The sequence below is a fragment of the Paraflavitalea pollutisoli genome (genome assembly GCF_029360705.1).
Classification (GTDB): Bacteria; Bacteroidota; Bacteroidia; order Chitinophagales; family Chitinophagaceae; genus Paraflavitalea; species Paraflavitalea pollutisoli.
This window is the reverse complement of the sequence record NZ_JARKMX010000008.1, coordinates 3289023-3309026: the sequence shown is the minus strand read 5'-3', so window position 1 is coordinate 3309026 and position 20004 is coordinate 3289023. Positions and strand designations below refer to the sequence as shown.

General features: G+C 49.3%; 23 protein-coding genes. 10 read left to right on the top strand and 13 right to left on the bottom strand.

Annotation, left to right across the window (positions count from 1 at the left end; genetic code table 11):
* Nucleotides 1-423 precede the first annotated feature (423 nt).
* The 6 genes from P2W70_RS26920 to P2W70_RS26895 form a co-directional block, all read right to left on the bottom strand.
* Nucleotides 424-1290 (bottom strand): hypothetical protein, encoded by an 867-nt coding sequence (locus P2W70_RS26920; protein ID WP_276484660.1) that lies wholly within the window; start codon nt 1288-1290, stop codon nt 424-426.
* Nucleotides 1291-1747: 457 nt separating this feature from the next.
* Nucleotides 1748-2755 carry a zinc-dependent alcohol dehydrogenase family protein gene (locus P2W70_RS26915; protein ID WP_276484659.1) on the bottom strand — a complete coding sequence of 336 codons (1008 nt, stop codon included), beginning with the start codon at nt 2753-2755 and terminating at the stop codon, nt 1748-1750.
* Nucleotides 2756-2813: 58 nt separating this feature from the next.
* Nucleotides 2814-3374 (bottom strand): hypothetical protein, encoded by a 561-nt coding sequence (locus P2W70_RS26910; RefSeq protein ID WP_276484658.1) that lies wholly within the window; start codon nt 3372-3374, stop codon nt 2814-2816.
* A gap of 17 nt (nt 3375-3391) precedes the next feature.
* Nucleotides 3392-3904, bottom strand: a complete 513-nt coding sequence (locus P2W70_RS26905; protein WP_276484657.1) for a hypothetical protein — start codon at nt 3902-3904, stop codon at nt 3392-3394.
* Nucleotides 3905-3915: 11 nt separating this feature from the next.
* Complete coding sequence (locus P2W70_RS26900; RefSeq protein WP_276484656.1) at nt 3916-4170, bottom strand: hypothetical protein; 255 nt, start codon at nt 4168-4170, stop codon at nt 3916-3918.
* 456 nt (nt 4171-4626) lie between these two features.
* Nucleotides 4627-5076 (bottom strand): hypothetical protein, encoded by a 450-nt coding sequence (locus P2W70_RS26895; RefSeq protein ID WP_276484655.1) that lies wholly within the window; start codon nt 5074-5076, stop codon nt 4627-4629.
* An 864-nt stretch (nt 5077-5940) separates the two neighbouring features.
* Here P2W70_RS26895 and P2W70_RS26890 point away from each other — a divergent pair.
* Entirely contained in the window at nt 5941-6615 is a 675-nt protein-coding gene (locus P2W70_RS26890) for a hypothetical protein (protein WP_276484654.1), read from the top strand.
* Here P2W70_RS26890 and P2W70_RS26885 read toward each other — a convergent pair.
* Together P2W70_RS26885 and P2W70_RS26880 are read right to left on the bottom strand one after the other, a co-directional pair.
* A complete protein-coding gene (locus tag P2W70_RS26885; protein WP_276484653.1) occupies nt 6585-7016 on the bottom strand; it encodes a hypothetical protein in 432 nt (143 codons plus the stop codon). The two genes, P2W70_RS26890 and P2W70_RS26885, sit on opposite strands and share 31 nt — an antisense overlap.
* Before the next feature lie 166 nt (nt 7017-7182).
* Complete coding sequence (locus tag P2W70_RS26880; protein WP_276484652.1) at nt 7183-7497, bottom strand: hypothetical protein; 315 nt, start codon at nt 7495-7497, stop codon at nt 7183-7185.
* Between the two features lie 5 nt (nt 7498-7502).
* Between P2W70_RS26880 and P2W70_RS26875 the strand changes: the two genes are divergently transcribed.
* Both P2W70_RS26875 and groL read left to right on the top strand, forming a co-directional pair.
* The gene (locus tag P2W70_RS26875) at nt 7503-7784 is read left to right on the top strand and encodes a co-chaperone GroES (protein ID WP_276484651.1); all 282 of its coding nucleotides are present in this window, start codon (nt 7503-7505) and stop codon (nt 7782-7784) included.
* 63 nt (nt 7785-7847) lie between these two features.
* Entirely contained in the window at nt 7848-9476 is a 1629-nt protein-coding gene (groL, locus tag P2W70_RS26870; protein ID WP_276484650.1) for a chaperonin GroEL, read from the top strand.
* A gap of 926 nt (nt 9477-10402) precedes the next feature.
* Here groL and P2W70_RS26865 read toward each other — a convergent pair.
* Entirely contained in the window at nt 10403-11044 is a 642-nt protein-coding gene (locus P2W70_RS26865) for a carboxypeptidase-like regulatory domain-containing protein (RefSeq protein WP_276484649.1), read from the bottom strand.
* Nucleotides 11045-11144: 100 nt separating this feature from the next.
* Here P2W70_RS26865 and P2W70_RS26860 point away from each other — a divergent pair, with 100 nt between their 5' ends.
* The 7 genes from P2W70_RS26860 (at nt 11145) to pyrF (ending at nt 17322) form a co-directional block, all read left to right on the top strand.
* Complete coding sequence (locus tag P2W70_RS26860; RefSeq protein WP_276484648.1) at nt 11145-12248, top strand: Mrp/NBP35 family ATP-binding protein; 1104 nt, start codon at nt 11145-11147, stop codon at nt 12246-12248.
* Between the two features lie 105 nt (nt 12249-12353).
* Nucleotides 12354-12530, top strand: coding sequence for a hypothetical protein (locus P2W70_RS26855; RefSeq protein WP_276484647.1), 177 nt, complete (start codon nt 12354-12356; stop codon nt 12528-12530).
* A gap of 200 nt (nt 12531-12730) precedes the next feature.
* Nucleotides 12731-13363 carry an FMN-binding negative transcriptional regulator gene (locus P2W70_RS26850; RefSeq protein ID WP_276484646.1) on the top strand — a complete coding sequence of 211 codons (633 nt, stop codon included), beginning with the start codon at nt 12731-12733 and terminating at the stop codon, nt 13361-13363.
* 39 nt (nt 13364-13402) lie between these two features.
* Complete coding sequence (locus tag P2W70_RS26845) at nt 13403-14317, top strand: glycerophosphodiester phosphodiesterase family protein (protein WP_276484645.1); 915 nt, start codon at nt 13403-13405, stop codon at nt 14315-14317.
* Nucleotides 14318-14431: 114 nt separating this feature from the next.
* Nucleotides 14432-15217 carry an SDR family oxidoreductase gene (locus P2W70_RS26840; protein WP_276484644.1) on the top strand — a complete coding sequence of 262 codons (786 nt, stop codon included), beginning with the start codon at nt 14432-14434 and terminating at the stop codon, nt 15215-15217.
* A 14-nt stretch (nt 15218-15231) separates the two neighbouring features.
* On the top strand, nt 15232-16509 hold the full coding sequence (kynU, locus tag P2W70_RS26835; RefSeq protein ID WP_276484643.1) for a kynureninase: 1278 nt from the start codon (nt 15232-15234) through the stop codon (nt 16507-16509).
* Nucleotides 16510-16518: 9 nt separating this feature from the next.
* Nucleotides 16519-17322 carry an orotidine-5'-phosphate decarboxylase gene (gene pyrF, locus P2W70_RS26830; protein ID WP_276484642.1) on the top strand — a complete coding sequence of 268 codons (804 nt, stop codon included), beginning with the start codon at nt 16519-16521 and terminating at the stop codon, nt 17320-17322.
* 165 nt (nt 17323-17487) lie between these two features.
* On the opposite strand, the gene P2W70_RS26825 is transcribed toward pyrF, so the two are convergent.
* From P2W70_RS26825 to P2W70_RS26810, 4 genes are all read right to left on the bottom strand, one after another.
* Entirely contained in the window at nt 17488-17835 is a 348-nt protein-coding gene (locus P2W70_RS26825; protein WP_276484641.1) for an MmcQ/YjbR family DNA-binding protein, read from the bottom strand.
* 4 nt (nt 17836-17839) lie between these two features.
* Entirely contained in the window at nt 17840-18265 is a 426-nt protein-coding gene (locus P2W70_RS26820; RefSeq protein WP_276484640.1) for a YciI family protein, read from the bottom strand.
* Between the two features lie 190 nt (nt 18266-18455).
* Complete coding sequence (locus P2W70_RS26815) at nt 18456-19436, bottom strand: DUF4097 family beta strand repeat-containing protein (protein ID WP_276484639.1); 981 nt, start codon at nt 19434-19436, stop codon at nt 18456-18458.
* Nucleotides 19411-20001 carry a hypothetical protein gene (locus P2W70_RS26810; protein ID WP_276484638.1) on the bottom strand — a complete coding sequence of 197 codons (591 nt, stop codon included), beginning with the start codon at nt 19999-20001 and terminating at the stop codon, nt 19411-19413. Before P2W70_RS26810 ends, P2W70_RS26815 begins: the two co-directional genes overlap by 26 nt.
* Nucleotides 20002-20004: the final 3 nt, after the last annotated feature.

Here is a 20004-nt window from a genome sequence, read left to right as displayed (position 1 = left end):
TAATAGATCTCAAAGTATTTTAGCTTCACTTTATGGAATTTGGACGGTTTAGGGCAACATTAGCAAATTTAGGCGAATCTGGAAAAAGGTATTTTGGTTTTTTAATTTTCTGATGGTCAAAGTTTTAAGTGGATTTTATGGCCGTGAAACTTACTTAGAGTAGCTGTAGCCATCCCTGACATTTCAACTTTATGAAGTTTAATTCAAATGCTACCACCAGAGCATATACTAGTGAGTGAATATATTTGCCTGGTTCGACAAGTGATTTAGATAATTCGCAAATCTTTTTGCAGGCTAGTGACTACATGTATGCAGGAGGGAATTGCTTCATGTATGTTGGGGAATGTGTTTTATCAACTAGCTGTCGTTATTCTATTTGGTGAGATCGATTATTACAGCTGAAGTTAAGCTGCATGAGTGACTTTAAAGATTGGATTGTGATTTTGCCGAGACTTTACCATCAATGAATATTATGCTTATACTTTTGGAATGATCTAGAGCCTTCCAAATAAAAGCTTGCTGACTGACAGTTTTCCCTTCTAATTTAGTCGATCCGTTAGTGGTCTCTTTTCCCTCTTCTCCAAGAATTTTGATCACCTCCTCATAACTCATGCCAATAATAATTTTTTTGTAACAGTCATAATTTATGCCTGCGTTTGTAGCAACTTCGTTAGTATTAGAAAACGAAACTTGCAAATAGTCGTTTAGGTTTCTCGCTAAAATTTTAAGGTAGTTATAGTATTCAATTTTTACTGATGACCATTCTTTCTTACTCATTTTTAAAAGTAATGAGTTATTATAGGCATCTTTTGGTCCTTTTTCCTCTTCGAATTTGCCATAGTGCTGCATGTCATGGCTGTATTCTAGGTTTACAAAATCATAAACTATGAGCGACCTGGTTAAGTAGTATGACAGTGAAAATTTTACAGCGCCAAATGTCACAACAGGTGTAAATGCTACTTTTTTAGTTTTGGTATAAACTAAAGTTCCGTTTGAGACAAATTTATTGTTGCCTTGCTCATGAGTCAGAATCGATCCTAGAGGGAGATTAATGGACACACTTTCTGTCTGTTTAGAATTATTTAGATTATATACCCTGCTTATATGGGCTTGATCAAGTAGTGAATGCGCCCATTTTGACATAATGCTTTTGACTTCTTGCAACGACTTTCCATTTGTTTTGATTGAATCGCCGATGTATACAAAACCGGCGGAGTTAAGCGGTAAATCTTGTGATGAAGCCACAAAACAAATTGATAGCAAGATTAAAGTTGCCGAGACCAATTTCATAAATACTTTTTTAACTTGATTAACTGTGGAGTAATTAAACGGGAAGCTATTTTAGACAAATGTATGTTCACTATAAACGGCCAAACGTTGAACGTATACGCTATGCGAAATATTATGCCGACGGCTAATTAAGGACAAATGCACATAAAAAATAGAAGAAGGCTTCGGCAAAGGGCAAAAGCCCCGCGTGAAAACGCAGGGCGTCGCTAGTCAATTTCGTTAACCATTAAACCTTATCCTTTCTATTATAACAACATAACTGCCTGATGGTACTAAGCGGCCAATAGATTTATTTTGTAAGTAGAAAAAATCTGATAAAATTCGGGATTTGAATTGATTTAAATCAAGCCTTTAAGCACATCTATGCTCGAATCAGGTCTTCTAGAGTACTATTTTACTATGCAAAAATCCCCAGCATCTGGTGCCAAGAATCTCAAACGATATGCTACGATATCGGCTACAAAGCAACCACCACCTTCCCAAAGGCCTCCCCCGACTTATAACGATACAAAGCGGCTTTTACCTGGTCAAACGGGTATACGCCATCAACCACCGGTTGCAGGTTATTGACCTCGATGGCTTTGACGAAATCTCCCAGCTCCTGGGCATTGCCTACCGAGTAGGCCTGTAGGCGTACGTAGTTGCTGATGAGCGGGATAAAGTTCATCGTCAGGTCCAGGCCGGTCAGCAGGCCGATCAGCCCTACAAAGCCATGTTCCTTCACAGATAGCGTACTTTGGGCAATGGTGTCCGTGCCAGCAATGTCGAGGGTTACATCCACGCCTATGCCGCCGTTTGCCTTCCTGACTTCCTCGCTCCAATTCGGGTATTCCTTGTAACTGATAACCGTTTCGGCACCCAGCTCCCGCAGGCGTTCAGCCTTTTCGGGGCTACTGGTGGTGGCGATCACGCGTAGTCCACAAAGCCGCGCTATCTGCAAGGCGTACAGGGATACGCCGCCGCTGCCCTGCACCAGTATCGTTTGCCCGGGGCGGATGCGTGCCTTTTCTATCAGCACGGTCCACGCCGTCAGGCCACATACGGGCAGCGAGGCAGCGGCCTCATCCGTCAGGTTAGCCGGCGTGCGCACCAGCGTATGTTCGGGTTGTACAGTGTACTCGGCCAGCAGGCCAGGGCGGGTAAACCCCGTCCGCCAGGCATTGTTATAGGGCGTATTCCTGCCCGCTTCCCACCGGCCAATAAAGGGTATCATCACCCGGTCACCTTTTTGCCAGCGCGTCACCCGGCTGCCTACCGCCTCCACAATACCCACCCCCTCGCTCACCGGTATATGCGGTAACGGGATACCAAACGGTAACCTGTTTTCGATCACCAGCAGGTCATGGTATTCCAGCGCCACCGCAGTGGTACGTACCAGCACTTCATCATCCGTAAAGGTGGGGGTGGGTAGGTCCACGGCCCGCAGGTGGTCGATGCCAAATTGCGCCAGGTGAATTGCTTTCATGCTAATGGTAGTTTGTTATCCAAAGCTACCAATCTCGCATTGCCGGGCCGGTGGGCGGTTAGACTTTCAGGTGGGGCTTTTTAGACAGCGTCATCTGCACAGCGATCACGTACGCTGCCGTTGCCAGGTCCACCAGTCTTTCATACAAGGTCATCATTCGCTTGCGCCGCTGTTTCGATAACTGGGGCCACTCGGGTCCGAAAGCCCCTTCAAACAGCATCCACAGGTCGTTGCGGGTTACGTGTGGCTCGCTCTGGCTACAGCAATATTGAATAATATCCTCCGGGGTCACCCGTTCGTGCGCCCACGCCGGGTAAAATCCCGCTTCGGGTGGACGCTCATTCACATCGATGCCTTTATCCCTCGCCATAAAGTACAGCGCTTCAATGGTAATGAGCAGTTGTTCGTAGGTACGCGTTAATCGCGCAATGACGCTTTCGGGCAAATAGGTTTGTAGATGGCTGGTAGCGGTATCATACATAACGTAAAAGTCTGTTGACATTTGGTCAACATCATACATGCTGAAGGCGTGACCAATGGCCTTCCAGGCATCGTAGTTTTCTACTACCCGGTAATGGTATAGACAGCCAGTTGTATGCTTTAGTAGATGGGTGAGCATGGTATCGGATTTTTTGGTTAGGAAATTTGGTTCTCGGTCTTAGTGCCCCAAAGCACCGCATATTTGGAGGGTACTGACTCCCGCTCGATCTCCAACTTCGTTTTCTTTCGTTTCCGCCAGATACTCGGATGTCCCTCCCACGACTGCCTGGCTTCGGGGCAGGGTGGTGGCCCTTGCGGTACCAGGATGATCATACCATCATAGGCGTATAGGAAAAAACGATCCATTTGGGTGAAACCTGCATCGTGCATCCATTTGCCGGAAAGGCGTATATCCGGCACTTCCGTTCTTTTAAGACCTTGCGGGTTCAGCATCTTACCGTACAACTTGAGGTTACGAGCGCGAAGCACAGGGGCCTGCAATAACTGTAATTGCTGAAACACGGCATCACGTAGTGGATGCGGAAGGGGATGAGGCAATTGAGCAGCAGTTGGCTGCACAATGGGTCCGTCGGTCGGTGGCGTAAAGAGGCTCATCGGGATCTCGAAGCCCTTTTGCCGCTTTACGGACGTTGTAGATTGTCTTTTCATAGTGTGGCCAATTACTTTTTATGAAGTTGATGGATGGCTTGCAGGGTGTACCACACCTGTTCGCAAAACAGGATGGCATTACCACGTTCCTGCGGTGTGTGGAATAAGGTATTGCTTTCGGTGAGGGCGCACAGCAATAACCGGTTGAGGTAATGATGTACGTCTTGCGGGTGAAAGTCACGGAAGAAGGCTTTGATGATCTTCTTTGGGTCATCCGCATAGCTCTCCTCCTGGCCGATGTACAGCCGTTCAAATGTCTTGGGCATTTGTCAATAGTTTAAAGATGAAGAATGCGGGCGGGGAGGCCCGGGAAATACTGATTGCGTAAAGAATGAAGCAGATGGCGGGAAATGCCGGTAGTGCGTGCGCGCTTACGCAAAAACGACAGTGCGGGCCTCTGCTTATCTGGTTATGAGGCCGTAGGAAGCCTATCCACAGACAAGAGAGAACCCGCACTGCTTATGGAGCGGTATTCTTCACTTCTCTTCTCGTGGATTGAAATTTCCTACGTTTCATAACCGAGAATCAAAGCGAATGCCTTCAAATATTATTGAAGTAGTTCGCAGTATGTTAGTACTGCATGGGGCCCTTGCCCGAATGCGTGAAGATATACGATTTACAGATTGGCTTTGGATTTAAAATATGCTAATTTATTTTGGCCCGAAAACCTGTCATAAACAATCGGTTATGCGCGAAAAACAGGATCAATAAATGCGCTGTTTTTAGGCGGAAAGGTCACTATTCTTGGCGGGCATATTGGTGATTGTTTTGAAGGCGTACACGACAAAGGCGACCTGTACCAATGCGAAGGCGAGGCCGATTAGGTTCGGCCCCATAAATAGCCAGAGTGCGTCTTTCATGGCGCTTTCCGGCAACCAGATCGTACTGGAAATCAGCAGTTGGGGGTACTGTACAGGAATGAGTAGGGCAATAGTGAGTAAAAGGTGTAGTATATATAGCCTCAACCGTATCACTACCCTCCTGCGATACAGAAGCCTGTAAAGAATGATCACCAGCAACAGCCAGGGACATACCAACACCACGTAGGGAGGCGGGGTGGAGAAGATGGTGGTATGCCAGCCGGGGATTACCGATACGGCCCAATCTCCGAAAAGCAAAGGGAGTAGCGAAAAGATGAATACCAGGATGAAAGGGATATGAGGAAATTTCATGACTAGGTTGGAGGGGGTTGGGTTGCTTCCAAAGATCGGGAAACCGGGGCAGTATGGCAAAAGCGTATTGCCTGAAACGGTGAATCATCTGGTCCTAATCGGGCATAAAAAACTACCCCCGCCGCAAAAGAGGCAGGGGGGCGTAGTGATAAAAAAACAGAATTATGGAATCGATTACAAGAAACGCGCATGAGGTATTCTCACCATTTTCCGGTCGCCACAGTTGGTTAGTCTTGATTAATAGAACGTTAGCCAGTAGAAAAAAGAAAACCCCGCGTGGAAACGCAGGGCGTCGCTAATCAAATTCGTTAACCATTAAACCTTATCCTTTCTTATATAACAACAAAGTGGCGATGTGGTACTAAAGGAAATCAGGATTTTTTTAGAAAATTATTGCTGTCCAGGAGTGCCTGTATCAGATCGTTCAAGCAGGTCTTATGTAGAGTTTGGCATTTTCTATCGGTGCTTATCAACTGACTGTCCGAATCCATCCGGACATTTCGGACATTTCGGACAAAACAACCACTTTCGGACAAGCCTCATTTGGAAGCCATCCAGTGGCAATAGTATCTTTGCATATCTAGCAATCAGTAACAGAGAAGCAGCAATTAATAAAATACGAAAAGGGTAGGATAGAGTATGGATATTCCATCGATAAAGCATAGATGTCCCATAGATAGTGTATCAAAACTCCGTACTGAACCAAAAACGTCGGTTTATGCGAAAATAAACCTGATAGCTGATGCCCATGCTCCAGAAGGATCACTTCTTCGCATTGCACGATACTAGTCATCTTTTCCTGACTAATTGCCCGGTATCGTCAATTCCTGCAATTTTGCACTGCGGCAAAATCCCCTACACCCCATGGAGCGAACCATCAGCATCCTCATTTACATTCACGCCTTCTTTGGCGGTATTGGCCTCATCACAGGCATCATCAGCATTGCCGTAAAAAAAGGAGGCGTCAACCACCGGCGCACCGGCATCCTGTTCTCTTATGCCATGGTCATCAGCTCACTCATATCCCTGTTCATTGCACGTATGCCCCGCCACGAAAACCTGTTCCTCTTCCTCATAGGTATCTTCACCATCTATCTGGTGCTCGCCGGCAACCGGGCACTCACCCTCAAAAGCAAGAGCAAAACAACTGCCGAATGGAAGGATAAAGCCATCTCCGGCGCCATGATGATCGTATCCGTCATCATGTTGGTGGTAGGCACCATCGGTATGGTGCACAGTGCTGGCAACAGCATCCTCTACATCTTCTTTGGCGCCTTCGGCGCTTTTATGACGGCCAAAGATTTCCAGACCTTCAAGATCTTCACCCAGCAAAAGAATGCGTGGCTCATCAGCCACCTGGGCCGCATGGTCGGCGCATTGATCGCTTCCGTTACTGCCTTCCTGGTCGCCGGGCTCAACATTGGTACCGTCATCATCTGGATGGCGCCCACCTTCATCGGCACCATCTACATCATTTACTGGAATAGAAAGCTGAAAGCCAAAGCAGGTCAGGTACCCCATTTGCGCAACCCCTTATAGTAGTTGGCGCCAAATACGATCTGCGCCACAAAGAACAACAGCAATACCACCAGGCTGAATATGCATTGCAGGCTCGTCGCGTTCAGGGGCCATTCCCCCGGCGCATAGAAAAAGTAATAGAAAAGACCGGGAAACCAGAAGGGGATCACCGTCGCCACTGTAAGCACCAGGTGCAGCAGGTAGAACCTCACCCGGAATCGTACTGGCGTGTGCGCGATACGCCAGTACCCTGCCACGACCAGCAGCAATACTACGATGACTACCAGGCTAAACGCAAAATGCACGGGTAGCACCGTCAAATGAATGCCTGGCAATACCAGTAGGTTAAAATCAACAGGCACGAAGAAGGTGGCCGTTAGGAACAGCCAGAACAATAAAAAGGGCAAAAAGCGCCATTTCATAAGCGTCAGTACTAGGGTGATTGAATGGTAAGCACAGGCCAATGGCCCCGGGGTGGGAGTATAAGTACGTGACTGGTTGGTTGGGCGTTGGGAGCACCAATAATATAACGGAACAATAGGCCCCGGCAACCATACTTTGCCGAAACAATCCTTCCTTTCAGGTACTTTAAACAAGACAATAAGTGTTTTTACTTGCGCAAGGGGGGCAGCCATTGTCCGTCAAGCTGCACCAGCCATCACTGCCATTTTTTCCGTCCATGCTGCTGGCATTTTGGTTGATAAGTTGAATAGGCACCCAAGCTGAAATTTTGACAAGCGGTTCCCCCAATCCTAATGTCAGATTTTCGCCCACGCTGACATTTTGAAAGGCTATTGAATCAGCAGCAGTCATTGGCATACCGGTTGATGACCCATTTTTAAGGCTGTAACAGCCAATCTGTTTAAACCTAATTTGATTTATAGTAACCAATTCAAAATTCATCAAGTATGGCAGACAATGTAAAGGCAACTCCATTACACGATCGTGTTATCGTTAAGCCTGCCAAAGCGGAAGAGAAAACCGCCGGCGGCATCATCATTCCCGACACCGCAAAAGAAAAACCACTCACTGGCATCGTGGTAGCGGCAGGCCCTGGAAAAAAAGACGAGCCGGTAACCGTCAAGAGCGGCGACAAAGTACTGTTTGGCAAATACGCAGGTACTGAGTTCCGTTATGAAAACCAGGAACTGTTGATCATGCGCGAAAGCGATATCCTCGCGATCCTGTAATGTAAGATCCTTTTGTAAGCTATTAACCTAATTACCTATTGAATCACTATCAAATTAAAGTGTATGGCAAAACAACTTTTTTTTGACCTCAACGCCCGCAATAAAATGAAAGCAGGCGTTGATACCCTGGCGAATGCCGTAAAAGTAACCCTTGGTCCAAAAGGCCGCAATGTTGTATTGGAAAAGAAATTTGGCGCACCAGCCATAACGAAGGACGGCGTTAGTGTTGCCAAAGAAATTGAATTGGAAGATCCCATTGAAAACATGGGCGCGCAGATGGTGAAAGAGGTGGCCTCTAAAACAGCCGACATTGCCGGCGATGGTACCACCACCGCAACCGTACTGGCTCAGTCGATCATTGGCGAAGGCCTGAAGAACGTTGCTGCAGGAGCTAATCCGATGGATCTCAAACGTGGTATTGACAAAGCCGTGCAGGCAGTGGTCGACAACCTGCAGCAACAGGCACAAACGGTAGGTACCGATGCTGCAAAGATCAGGCAGGTAGCTACCATTTCCGCCAACAATGATGAAACCATTGGCGCCCTGATTGCAGAAGCGTTTGGCAAAGTGGGCAACGACGGCGTGATTACCGTAGAAGAAGCCAAAGGAACCGATACTACCGTCGAGGTGGTGAAGGGTATGCAATTTGACCGCGGCTATATTTCGCCCTATTTTGTTACCAATACAGCCAAGATGCAGGCAGAGTTGGATAATCCTTACATCCTGCTTTGCGACCGAAAGATTTCATCGATGAAAGATATGATCGGTTTGCTGGAAAAAACAGCGCAAACCGGACGACCCCTGTTGATCATTGCCGAAGATTTGGAAGGGGAAGCACTGGCTACCCTGGTGGTCAACAAAATACGCGGTACGTTGAAAGTGGCTGCGGTTAAGGCGCCTGGCTTTGGCGACCGGCGCAAAGAGATGTTGCAGGATATGGCCATGCTCACGGGTGGTACCGTGATCAGTGAAGAGCAAGGCTATAAACTGGAGAATGCTGACCTCAGTCACCTGGGCACAGCCGAATCCATTACCATCGACAAAGACAATACCGTAATAGTCGGTGGAAAGGGCGAAAAGGAAAGCATTGCATCACGGATAGCGCAGATCCGGGCGCAGCTGGAAAATACCTCGTCCGACTATGACCGCGAGAAGCTCCAGGAGCGCCTGGCCAAATTGAGCGGTGGCGTGGCCGTCTTATATGTAGGGGCAGCCACAGAGGTGGAAATGAAGGAGAAGAAGGATCGGGTGGATGATGCACTCCACGCAACGCGTGCTGCCATCCAGGAGGGCATCGTGCCAGGAGGTGGCATCGCCTACATCAGGGCAGCTGGCGCTCTTACTGCTGTACACGCAGCCAATGAAGACGAAAATACCGGCGTAGCCATTGTACGGCGGGCCTTGGAAGAACCCTTGCGCCAGATCGTTCACAATAGTGGACAGGAAGGAAGCATCGTAGTGCAAAAAGTAAAAGAGGGGGAGAAGGACTTTGGCTACAATGCCCGGACGGACAGCTATGGGTCGCTGTTTGAGGCAGGAGTCATCGATCCCACCAAAGTGTCACGTATTGCCATCGAAAATGCGGCTTCTATTGCTGGCTTGCTGCTGACGACCGAGTGTGTTGTATGTGATAGGCCAAAAAAAGAATTGGCCCCGGCACCCGCCACCGCACCGATGGGCATGGATTATTAAGTAGTTTGTTGTGTTACCTAAAGTCAGGTCCATACGGTTTGTATGGGCCTTTTTTTATGTAGCAGACTCTTACAGCCAACCGGTATAGCAAAAAGGAGGCGCATAGACATGCGCCTCCGTGAAATCCACGTATCCTATGAAAAACCACATATGTCGACACCTTTCGGCGATATCGGCGAACCAATGGCATGAGCACATCGATAGTCAGCAGCTGCAGCACAGCGGTAGGCTGATGCGCAATGCAAACCTTGGGTGGGTCGGTCGGCCACACCTAACTAAAAAAAACACAAAAATGTATTGGAAAGTGAATGGTCTGGTTGGGCTACTTTCCGTTAGAAAGGTATAAGGAACGCGTAACGAATTGTATAAATAACAGCCATGGATACACAAGAAAATTGGATGGATAGTGGAGTTTTACAAGAAGTTGGATCTGGGTTGCTACGGTTCATTGAATCCAGGAGGCTGCGAAGGTAAAGCTATTTACCACATAGCAAAATTTATGAGCTAAAAACTGTAAACTATCACTAACGAACAGGGATAACGCAATAGGAATTATGAGGAACCGCCCACCGCAGCTTAGACAATGCTCCTATCGGGTCATTGCTTGCGGGGCTAAAGAGGGGCTGTCTCACTGGTCGCCCATCGGTTCGTAAAGCCAACAGCAATTTTAATCAGGCGTCGCGTATGGAATCCAGGGGCATCTATCACCCTACACGTGTACCGGCAATAACCAGCCAAATGATTGCCCGACAAGTGGGGGAGGGTCACCTTACAAACCTATAATCGCCCAGACGCTGGGCAGCCCTTCCGGTCCCGGCCTTAATCCACCGGGCATAAAAGCGTCCCGCACAAGGGCGCTTTTTGTCGTAGGGCACGAAAAAAGCGCCTGGAAAGGCGCTTTCACAAATATATCAATGGCACTAAAGCTAGTTCTTGTTCTTGAAGTCTCCCCGTTTCCAGGCTTTGATGAATTCGCCCCACGCAAAGGGGTTGAAGATATTCTGGGGAGGGGCCTGACCGCGGTAATAATAACTGCGGCTGGTATTGTTCAGCATCATATTGCTGTTTTCCTGGCCATCCCGCGGTAAGGTCCGCGCAATCACCCGGCGTTTCGTCTCGTCATTGTTCTTCCGGGCCGTTTCCAGGTCGTCGTCGGGTACCGGTACATTCACAAAATCCCGCTCAAACTGCTCCTTGGTAGGCCTGGGTTTAATGATAGTTACCGGCAGAAACTGGGCGTCCATCACCATCAGCTGGATCAGGCTATAGTGGTTTCCCTCCAGGTCGCGGGGAATTTCAGCGATTTTAGGCTTGTAACCGATGATGGTAAACTCTACTTTGTCGCCTTTTTGCACAACGATAGAAAACACACCCTGCTCGTTCGTCTGGGTACCACGGCCGTCACTTTTCACCACCACACTCACCGAAGGCAACGCTTTCAGGCTATCGGCGGTCATCACCACACCATATAATTGAATAACGGAATCCTTCAGCTTCTCGAATTGGGCATTGGCCAGGAACGGAAAAGCTACTGCAAATAAAACGGCAAGTAGTAAATGTCTCTTCATGCGGTTCAAATATACAGGATAACCTCAAATACGGTCAACAAAATCACCATGTTATTGGTTAATTTTGCAGCAAACAGAATCATTTTAACAAAACAATTAGATGATGACCCCCGACAAAGTTTTAGAGGCTTTGAGTAATGTGCAGGAACCAGATCTTGGAAAAGACATTGTGACACTTAACATGGTCAAAGACATAGTGATAGAAGGCAATTTCGTATCCTTTACGGTTGTCTTGACTACACCTGCCTGCCCCATGAAAGACCATATCCGCAATGCCTGCGTGAATGCCGTTAAGTTGCTGGTCAATAAAGAAGCCACGGTCGTCGTCAACTTCACGTCCAACACTACTTCCAACCGTCGCGATACCCGTGCCGTATTGCCTACTGTTAATAATATTATCGCCGTCGTTTCTGGTAAAGGCGGTGTAGGGAAAAGCACCGTTGCTGCCAACCTGGCACTCGCTTTCGCGAAAAAAGGTGCCCGCGTGGGGCTGATGGATGCCGACATTTACGGTCCCTCCGTACCCATTATGTTTGGCGTACGCGGCGAGCGGCCCATGATGAAATCTGTGGAAGGGTCTGATAAAGGCATGATCGTGCCCCTGGAGCGCTACGGCATCAAACTGATGTCGATCGGTCTGCTGGTCGATGAAAAGAATGCGGTGGTCTGGCGCGGCCCCATGGCTTCTTCCGCCATCAAACAATTTGTGACAGATGTGTACTGGGATGAGCTCGATTACCTGTTTATCGACATGCCTCCCGGTACCGGCGATATCCACCTCACCCTCATGCAAACCGCGCCCGTTACCGGGGTGGTGGTGGTTACCACGCCACAGGATGTGGCCCTGGCCGACGCCAAAAAGGCGATCGCCATGTTTGGACAGGCTCAATTGAAAGTGCCCCTGATCGGGCTGGTGGAGAACATGAGCTATTTCGTACCAGCCGAATTACCCAATAATAAATATTACATCTTCGGAAAAGAGGGCGGTAAAAAGCTGGCCGACGAGTACGAAATACCGTTCCTGGGTCAGATTCCGCTGGTACAGTCCATCCGCGAAGGTGGCGACCAGGGTATTCCCGCGATGGTCGGCGACGATGCCGTCACTAAGGCAGCATTTGAAGAGTTTGCCGATAATACCATCCGCAGCATTTCGATGCGCAATGCCAACCTCGGTAGCCGAAAAGTAGCAGAAGTGATTGAATAATAACTATATATTGCTGAGATACTAGCCGGCAGGGGAGCGATCCTTTACCGGCTTTTTTTATGCCCGGCCCGTTATTTGCTTACACTGCACCCAAATCGACAACACATGAAAACCCTGCTTAGCCTCTTCGCCGCCGTCACCATATTAGTGGCACCTGCCTGTTCCAGTAAAGGACTGATTTCCGGCAGCAGGTCAAAACCATTGCCACCCGGTCAGGCCAAAAAAGTTACTGGCTCTAAATCGGCCAAGCCCTACGCCCCAGGTCAACAGAAGAAACACTAAGTCATTGCCCTTTGTCCCAGCGTTGCCGGGACTGCTGCTGAACCCGGCTGCCTGGTGTCTTGTTGCCTTTGTAGGTGACCGCCTCGCTGCCTTTGTGCCTGGTTGCCTCGATGCCTTTTACTGCCTGTTTTCCCCATTCCCCACTTTTACGTCTAAAATTGTCTTAGATCAAGTATTTTCGCGCCCGCAACCCTTCACACATGTACCATTTGCCTTATTTCAAGGAGAACAACTTTGAGGAGGTGCTTTCATTTATGAAGGCCAATCCTTTCATCGTCCTCACAGGCGTGGATGCTGCCCATAAGCCGGTAGCCACCCAGGTACCCGTACTCATCCGCCAGCAAGATGACCAGCTTACCCTCCGCGGTCACATCATGCGCAATACCGACCACCACAAAGCGTTGCAGCAAAATCCCAATGTCCTCGCTATTTTCACCGGCCCGCATACTTATGTAAGCGCCAGTTGGTATACCAATCCGCACCAGGGCTCCACCTGGAACTACATCACCGTACAGGCCCAGGGTACCGTTCGCTTCCTCGATGAGGCCGAACTGCGAAACACCCTGCGCGATGCTACCACCCACTTTGAAGGCAGCCCACATACACCGGGTGCCTATGATGCTTTACCCGAAGAATACATTCAGAAGCTCATCAAAGCCATTGTCGCCATCGAGATCAACGTAACACAGGTCGACAATGTCTTTAAGCTTAGCCAGAATCGTGACGAAGCAAGCTTCGACAACATCACGAACGAATTGAAAGCAGGTCCTGCCGATGCCCAAACGATTGCCGAAGAAATGGAAAGAAGAAGATCACAATTATTTAAAGGCTAGTACAACATCTCCCTTCGGAAGATGCTGTAATCTTGAACAATGAAACGAATGAGAGACGTATTAGAACTGGCATTGATCGTATTATTGGTAGTCAGCTGTCACGCAACGCGTAAAAGCACAGATTCCCTGACCAAAACCTCCGACCTTCCTGCATTTGACAAAGAAGGGCACCGCGGTTGCCGTGGCCTCATGCCCGAAAATACCGTGGCTGCCATGTACAAAGCCATCGATATCGGCGTCAATACACTGGAGATGGATGCGGTGATTACCAAAGATGGAGAAGTGATCCTCTCACACGAGCCATTCTTTTCTGCTTCCATCGCTACCAAACCTGATGGCAGCCGAGTTACATCGACAGAAGAGCGCAGCTTGAATATATTTGGCATGACCTACGAAGAAACGCAGCGGTATGACGTAGGTCTCGCAGTGAATCCCGGGTTCAAAGACCAGCAGAAAATGGCTGCCACCAAACCCCGCCTGGCCGATGTGATCGATTCAGTTGAAACGTATATCAAGAAGAAAGGATTGAAGCCCGTCTTCTACAACATAGAAACAAAATGCAGCCCTAAGACGGATGGACAATATCATCCTGCACCCGATGAGTTTGTTACGAAGCTGATGGAAGTGATCAACAAAAAAGGCATTGGTGCCCGCGTGATCATACAGTCATTCGACTTCCGCACGCTGCAGGTGATCAACAGCAAATATCCGAGCATGATAACAGCTGCCCTCGTAGCTGATGCCAAAGGTATTGCAGAACACATCAAATTGCTCGGGTTCAAACCCGATATCTATAGTCCGCTGTATACTCTCGTAAAGCCGGAAATGGTGAAGGAATGCCACGACCAACAGGTGCGCATCCTGCCCTGGACGGTCAACGACAAACCCACCATTGAAAAGCTCAAAGCCATGGGCGTCGACGGCATCATTAGCGATTATCCCAACTTGTTCTAGATCGTACACTTATCAACACGCAGCGTCCGGGCCCATGTCGGACGCTTTTTTATTGCCACCCCGCCTCCCCTCGTTGCCTTTCCACTACCTTTGCCCCTGCAAATCATCCCGCTTATGAACACATCCTTACAGGGAAAAACGGCCGTCATCGGTGGTAGTACACAGGGTATCGGAAAGGCCATTGCAGAAGAGCTGGCCCAGCTCGGTGCTACCTGCATCCTGCTCGCCCGCAACGAACAAGCCCTGCAACAGGTGGTGGCTGGCCTGGCTACTCCTCACCAGCAGCCACACAGCTACAAACTGGCCGACTTCTCACAGCCCACCCAGGTGCAACAGGCGATTGACGAAATCGTCGCCCATCAGCCCGTTCATATTTTGGTTAACAATACGGGTGGTCCGCCACCAGGGCCTATCACGGAGGCTACATCCGAAGCCCTGCTCGCCGCCTTCAGCCAGCACATCATATGCAACCAGCTCTTAGTACAGGGAGTATTACCCGGCATGAAAGAAGCTGGCTATGGCCGCATCATCAATATCGTCTCCACCTCCGTACGCATTCCCATTGCTAATCTCGGCGTTAGCAATACCATCCGGGGAGCAACTGCCTCCTGGGCTAAAACGCTTGCGAATGAAGTAGGTCAGTTCGGGACCACCGTTAATAATATCTTACCAGGGCTGACAAAAACGCAACGACTCACCAGCCTCATCGAGGGAACGGCCAGGCGGCTCAACAAGAGTAGCGAGGAAGTCGAAGAAAGCATGCTCAATGAAATTCCCGCCCGTAGATTCGGTGAAGCAGAGGAGCTGGCAGCGGTCGCTGCCTTCCTCGCCAGTCCCGCCGCCGGATACGTCAACGGCGTCAGCATACCGGTAGATGGCGGCAAAACAGGATCTATCTAAACGAACATTCCTACATGACATTCAGCAATACCATCACTCAGGCCCTGGCACTCGATCAGGCAGATCCACTGGCCCATTTTCGCCGGGAGTTTATCATACCGCCACACGATGGGGGCGAGCAGATCTATTTGCTCGGCAATTCACTGGGCCTGCAGCCTTATCGTACCAAAGCAAGGTTACAGGAAGTGCTCGATTCTTGGGGCCAGTATGGCGTAGAAGGCTGGTTCATGGGCGATCAACCCTGGCTGAAATACCACGATACGCTGACTGCACCATTGGCCAAAGTAGTAGGTGCCCTGCCTCACGAGGTAGTGGTGATGAACCAGCTCACCGTCAACCTGCATTTGTTGATGGTTAGCTTCTATAGGCCCGAAGCAAAGCGACGCAAAATTCTCTGCGAAGCAAAAGCCTTCCCCAGTGATCAATACATGTTCGAAACGCACATCAGGCACCTCGGGCTCGATCCCAACGAAGTGTTGGTAGAACTCGCGCCACGAGCCGGTGAGCACACCTTTCGGCAAGAAGATATCCTGGCGGCCATCGAACAACACAAAGATGAGCTCGCCCTCGTACTCTGGGGAGGCATCAACTATTATACAGGACAGTTGTTCGATATGGCGGCCATTACCAAGGCAGCGCAGGCCGTGGGAGCCAAGGTCGGTTTCGACCTGGCGCATGTGGCCGGAAACGTCGTTATTCAATTGCACAACTGTAACGTCGATTTTGCTGCCTGGTGCAGTTACAAATACCTGAACAGTGGGCCCGGTGGCATTGGTGGGGTATACATCCACGAACGTTACCACAACGACGCATCCGTCCATCGCTTTGCAGGCTGGTGGGGATACGACAAAGAAACCCGCTTCCGGATGGAGAAAGGCTTTGTGCCGGTCGCAACCGCGGAAGGATGGAACCTCAGTACGCCCTCCATGCTGTTGTACGCTGCTCATAAGGCAGCACTTGATATAGTGGAAGAAGCAGGCTGGGAAGCCATCCAGCAAAAGCGACAGCAACTCAATAGTTGGTTGTGGTTCCTGCTCGAACAATTGGAAGCAACCATACCCGCCGGCGCTATGGAGATCATTACGCCCCGTACGGCGGAGAGTCGCGGTAGTCAGGTATCTTTGCTCATGCACCGCGACGGACGCACCTGTTTCGATGCACTGACAGCTGCCGGCATCATCGTCGACTGGCGCGAGCCCAACGTCATTCGCCTGGCACCCGTGGCCCTGTACAATACGTACGAAGAAGTATGGCGATTTGTAGAAGTACTGAGGGGCATATTGAATAAATAAAAATAATACATGACACGCGCACAATTAGTAGAGCAGATCAGAACAAAGAAGAGTTACCTCTGCGTAGGCCTCGATACCGATATCACCAAGATACCCCGGCACCTGTTGTCGTCGCCCGAGCCGGTGTTTGAATTCAACAAGCGCATCATCGATGCCACCAAAGATTACTGTGTTAGCTATAAGATCAATACCGCGTTTTATGAAGCACTGGGCCTGGTAGGCTGGGAGGCTATGGAGCGCACCGTCGATTATATACCCGATACGCATTTCAAGATTGCCGATGCCAAGCGCGGCGACATTGGCAACACTTCCTCGCAATATGCCAAGGCATTCTTCGAAACCATGAATTTCGATGCCATCACAGTAGCGCCTTACATGGGAGCCGATAGCGTGAAGCCATTCCTGGAGTACAAAGACAAGTGGACCATCCTGCTCGGACTCACGTCCAACAGTGGCGCTGCCGATTTTGAACTGCAACCCGCCGGCGACGGACAGCTCTATGAAAAAGTGTTGACCACCGCCGCGCAATGGGGTACACCCGATAACCTGATGTACGTGATCGGTGCTACACAAAGCGACTGGTTCACGAATATCCGCAAACTCACGCCCGACCATTTCTACCTCGTACCGGGTGTAGGAGCGCAGGGAGGAAGCCTGAAAGAGATCTCCGAAAAAGCGATGAACAAGGAGGTAGGGATCCTCGTGAATGCGAGCCGTGCAATTATCTATGCGTCTACCGGCGAAGACTTTGCCGTAGCCGCCACCAAAGTGGCGAAGGAATACCAGCAGGAAATGGCTGGCTACCTGCAATAACAACCAATAAAAAGCGGCCGCAGCCGCTTCAGTGATTATATTGGCCCGTCTCGCCTTACAGCTGGACGGGCTTTAATATTTTAATACCCTCTTGGCCTTGCTGCCCCTTTACCACTGTCTTTCCACCGGCAAATGCCAGGATTGCCTTGCTGCCTCGATGCCTTTTTACAACCCCAACTCCTTCCGCTTCTTCGCCGGCAGTTTGGAAGTGATCAATTGGTACGACTGCCCGATATAATACGTCCACTCCTTCTTGCTCAGCACTTTGATATCGTTTATCCGCACCCATTTGTGCTTGGCCAAAAAGGGAGAGGGCACGATACCTTCCCGGTTGATCAGCTCTTCATACTCCTCTTCAGTGGCTTTGAAGGAAGCCCTTTGTGGCACTTCATCCGGCACGGTGATCAAAAACATTTTATCACACACGCAGAAGGCCAGGCGATCCTCCCACTTGATGTCTTCCGTGGCACCGGGAAAACCCATACAGATGGCTTGAATGGCTTCAATGGTCATACGATTAATATTTCTTCTCAGGTATACCTGCTACAAAACTACCAATAGGAGCGGTGTACCAGGGCGTAACGGTAAATGCCAGGCGACCGGAAGCAACGGCCTTATCAGTTTGCAGTAGGCGCTCCACTTCTTCCCGGGTAGGGCAGTCGAAGATAAATACACCCTGCCAGCCCTGATCGTTCTTGCCAAAGGGGCCGGCCACTTTGATCTTGCCTTCGTTGTACAGCTTGTTGATATTGTCTATATGCGCCTTTTGGATGGCCATCGCGGTAGCAGAATCCTGCGTACGCGTTGGTCCCTTGGTTAGCATAACAAACCAATATTGACGGATCTGTTCTTCCGGCTTTTGGGTGGTAGTCGCAGAAGACGAGTTTTGTGCGAAAGAAGCCGTTCCCAGGGCCAGCAGGCCCGCAAGCAGTAGTTGTTTCATGGCGTTGTTTTAGGTAGTTAAAGTTAACTATATCCGCCGATCTGTACAATATCGTTACTGCCTTTCCCTACGTTGTCCCGCTGCATGGCGGGATTGCCTCAAAAAAAAACGGGACACACCCGTTTCCGGGGCGTCCCGCGTAGAAGAGTCTTTTCGACTCTGCTGACTGCTCGTTTCATCTGTTAACGTACTAAATATCTTTCGCTTTCTTCTTGTCGTCGGAGTTGACGTCGAAAGTTTGGTTATGACCGATCGATACATCTTTGAATTCGGACTTGATCTTGATATTCGCGCTGCCACTACCGGAACTACCGTTGTAGCGGTGGTCAAACTTAGGCCCGCGATCATCTTCACCTTCCTCGGGGATTGAGAACGAAGTATTGTTTTTCAACTTGCTGAAGCTGGTACGTACATCATACCGCGCAGAGAAGTTGGTAGGCACATCCACATACAGCGGAGAAAACGCATTCCGTACATCGATCGACTTCAGGTCATTGTTCAGCTTGATCTTGATACCATTGCAATGCTCGAAAGAAGCCCTGATATCGCCCGACATACCGCCGATGATGGCACGGGAAAACTTGATCGTTATATTGCCACCATTGTTGATCGACTCGATATTGGCCTTGCCAAATTCCACGTTGACCATCGGATTATTCAGTTTGCCTGCTGTGAAGCTGCCAAATCTGTTCGTGAAGTCTCCCTTGCCATTGAAGTCGCCGATCGACATGGGCCCAAATTCATTGGTAGCATCCAGGTTGGCATTGTCGGGCAGAAACACGGTATAATTGATCCTGAAACTTTGTTTCTCGCCTTTGCCGCGCTTATTGGAGCTGCTGTTATCACCCACCTTGGTTTTAAAGTAGATCCGGTTGCCGGATTTACCATCGTTGACGCTGATGGCATCCAATAATTCCTGGGCACGTTCTTCGGTGCCTGCTTCCGTAGTGATCACAATATCGACCTTCACTTCGTTTTTATTCCAGGTGCTGATCTTCATCTCGCCAAACGAGTTGCTGAGATCGATCTGGTCCGATGAGCTGACAGGATAGGTTTTAGAGATCGTTTTTGTTTTTTCTACCAGCGGGTCGTTCGCTGCCAGTACAGGTTGGCCAAGGGTTATGGCAGATACTAAAAGAAGTGCACTATGAAATTTTACTATTGCTTTCATCGCTATCCGAATTTTTAGATTGATTGATTTGTTGAATGATCTGAAGCTGTTGATTCAGTAACTCGGTCTGCAGCCGCAAATTCTGGATCATCGCTTCTAACAATTGTTCCCGGTTGGCATTGGTAGGCAGTTCGCTCTTGAGTACATTGTACGAACTGTCCAGCTTGGTGATGTCGCCGAGGAACTTTTTATAGAGATCGGGGTTGTCTTTTTCAATTTTCTTCAGCTCATTTTGCTTCAGTTCAATAAGCTGCGTGAAATGGTATACCTCTTTAGCATACGTGGGGTTGATGTCCTTCAGCAATACATCGCCTTCGTTCTTCACAATAGTCGGTTGTACAGCTCCACCGTTGCCGGCATTGAACAAATGAAACACACCCATACCAGCCAGCACGAGGATCGCTGCGGCAACGCTCCAGCGTAAAATGGTCATGGAAAACACCTTGCCTTTGTTCTTCTTCGGCATCAGTTCCTGTTCGAGCTTGCTCCACACCTGTGGTGCTGGTACTTCGCTATCGAATTCGTCCCGGTGCTCACGCATGTATTGTTCTAATCTGCTACTCATAGC

What these genes read in the sequence shown, in the direction of transcription:
- P2W70_RS26840 (WP_276484644.1), top strand. Translation starts at nt 14,432, where the DNA reads ATGAACACATCCTTACAGGGAAAAACGGCCGTCATCGGTGGTAGTACA.
- P2W70_RS26875 (WP_276484651.1), top strand. Translation starts at nt 7,503, where the DNA reads ATGGCAGACAATGTAAAGGCAACTCCATTACACGATCGTGTTATCGTT.
- groL (WP_276484650.1), top strand. Translation starts at nt 7,848, where the DNA reads ATGGCAAAACAACTTTTTTTTGACCTCAACGCCCGCAATAAAATGAAA.
- P2W70_RS26890 (WP_276484654.1), top strand. Translation starts at nt 5,941, where the DNA reads ATGGAGCGAACCATCAGCATCCTCATTTACATTCACGCCTTCTTTGGC.
- P2W70_RS26910 (WP_276484658.1), bottom strand. Translation starts at nt 3,374, where the DNA reads ATGCTCACCCATCTACTAAAGCATACAACTGGCTGTCTATACCATTAC.
- P2W70_RS26825 (WP_276484641.1), bottom strand. Translation starts at nt 17,835, where the DNA reads ATGACCATTGAAGCCATTCAAGCCATCTGTATGGGTTTTCCCGGTGCC.
- P2W70_RS26920 (WP_276484660.1), bottom strand. Translation starts at nt 1,290, where the DNA reads ATGAAATTGGTCTCGGCAACTTTAATCTTGCTATCAATTTGTTTTGTG.
- P2W70_RS26880 (WP_276484652.1), bottom strand. Translation starts at nt 7,497, where the DNA reads ATGAATTTTGAATTGGTTACTATAAATCAAATTAGGTTTAAACAGATT.
- P2W70_RS26915 (WP_276484659.1), bottom strand. Translation starts at nt 2,755, where the DNA reads ATGAAAGCAATTCACCTGGCGCAATTTGGCATCGACCACCTGCGGGCC.
- P2W70_RS26860 (WP_276484648.1), top strand. Translation starts at nt 11,145, where the DNA reads ATGATGACCCCCGACAAAGTTTTAGAGGCTTTGAGTAATGTGCAGGAA.
- P2W70_RS26815 (WP_276484639.1), bottom strand. Translation starts at nt 19,436, where the DNA reads ATGAAAGCAATAGTAAAATTTCATAGTGCACTTCTTTTAGTATCTGCC.
- P2W70_RS26855 (WP_276484647.1), top strand. Translation starts at nt 12,354, where the DNA reads ATGAAAACCCTGCTTAGCCTCTTCGCCGCCGTCACCATATTAGTGGCA.
- kynU (WP_276484643.1), top strand. Translation starts at nt 15,232, where the DNA reads ATGACATTCAGCAATACCATCACTCAGGCCCTGGCACTCGATCAGGCA.
- P2W70_RS26900 (WP_276484656.1), bottom strand. Translation starts at nt 4,170, where the DNA reads ATGCCCAAGACATTTGAACGGCTGTACATCGGCCAGGAGGAGAGCTAT.
- pyrF (WP_276484642.1), top strand. Translation starts at nt 16,519, where the DNA reads ATGACACGCGCACAATTAGTAGAGCAGATCAGAACAAAGAAGAGTTAC.
- P2W70_RS26820 (WP_276484640.1), bottom strand. Translation starts at nt 18,265, where the DNA reads ATGAAACAACTACTGCTTGCGGGCCTGCTGGCCCTGGGAACGGCTTCT.
- P2W70_RS26810 (WP_276484638.1), bottom strand. Translation starts at nt 20,001, where the DNA reads ATGAGTAGCAGATTAGAACAATACATGCGTGAGCACCGGGACGAATTC.
- P2W70_RS26845 (WP_276484645.1), top strand. Translation starts at nt 13,403, where the DNA reads ATGAAACGAATGAGAGACGTATTAGAACTGGCATTGATCGTATTATTG.
- P2W70_RS26885 (WP_276484653.1), bottom strand. Translation starts at nt 7,016, where the DNA reads ATGAAATGGCGCTTTTTGCCCTTTTTATTGTTCTGGCTGTTCCTAACG.
- P2W70_RS26850 (WP_276484646.1), top strand. Translation starts at nt 12,731, where the DNA reads ATGTACCATTTGCCTTATTTCAAGGAGAACAACTTTGAGGAGGTGCTT.
- P2W70_RS26895 (WP_276484655.1), bottom strand. Translation starts at nt 5,076, where the DNA reads ATGAAATTTCCTCATATCCCTTTCATCCTGGTATTCATCTTTTCGCTA.
- P2W70_RS26865 (WP_276484649.1), bottom strand. Translation starts at nt 11,044, where the DNA reads ATGAAGAGACATTTACTACTTGCCGTTTTATTTGCAGTAGCTTTTCCG.
- P2W70_RS26905 (WP_276484657.1), bottom strand. Translation starts at nt 3,904, where the DNA reads ATGAAAAGACAATCTACAACGTCCGTAAAGCGGCAAAAGGGCTTCGAG.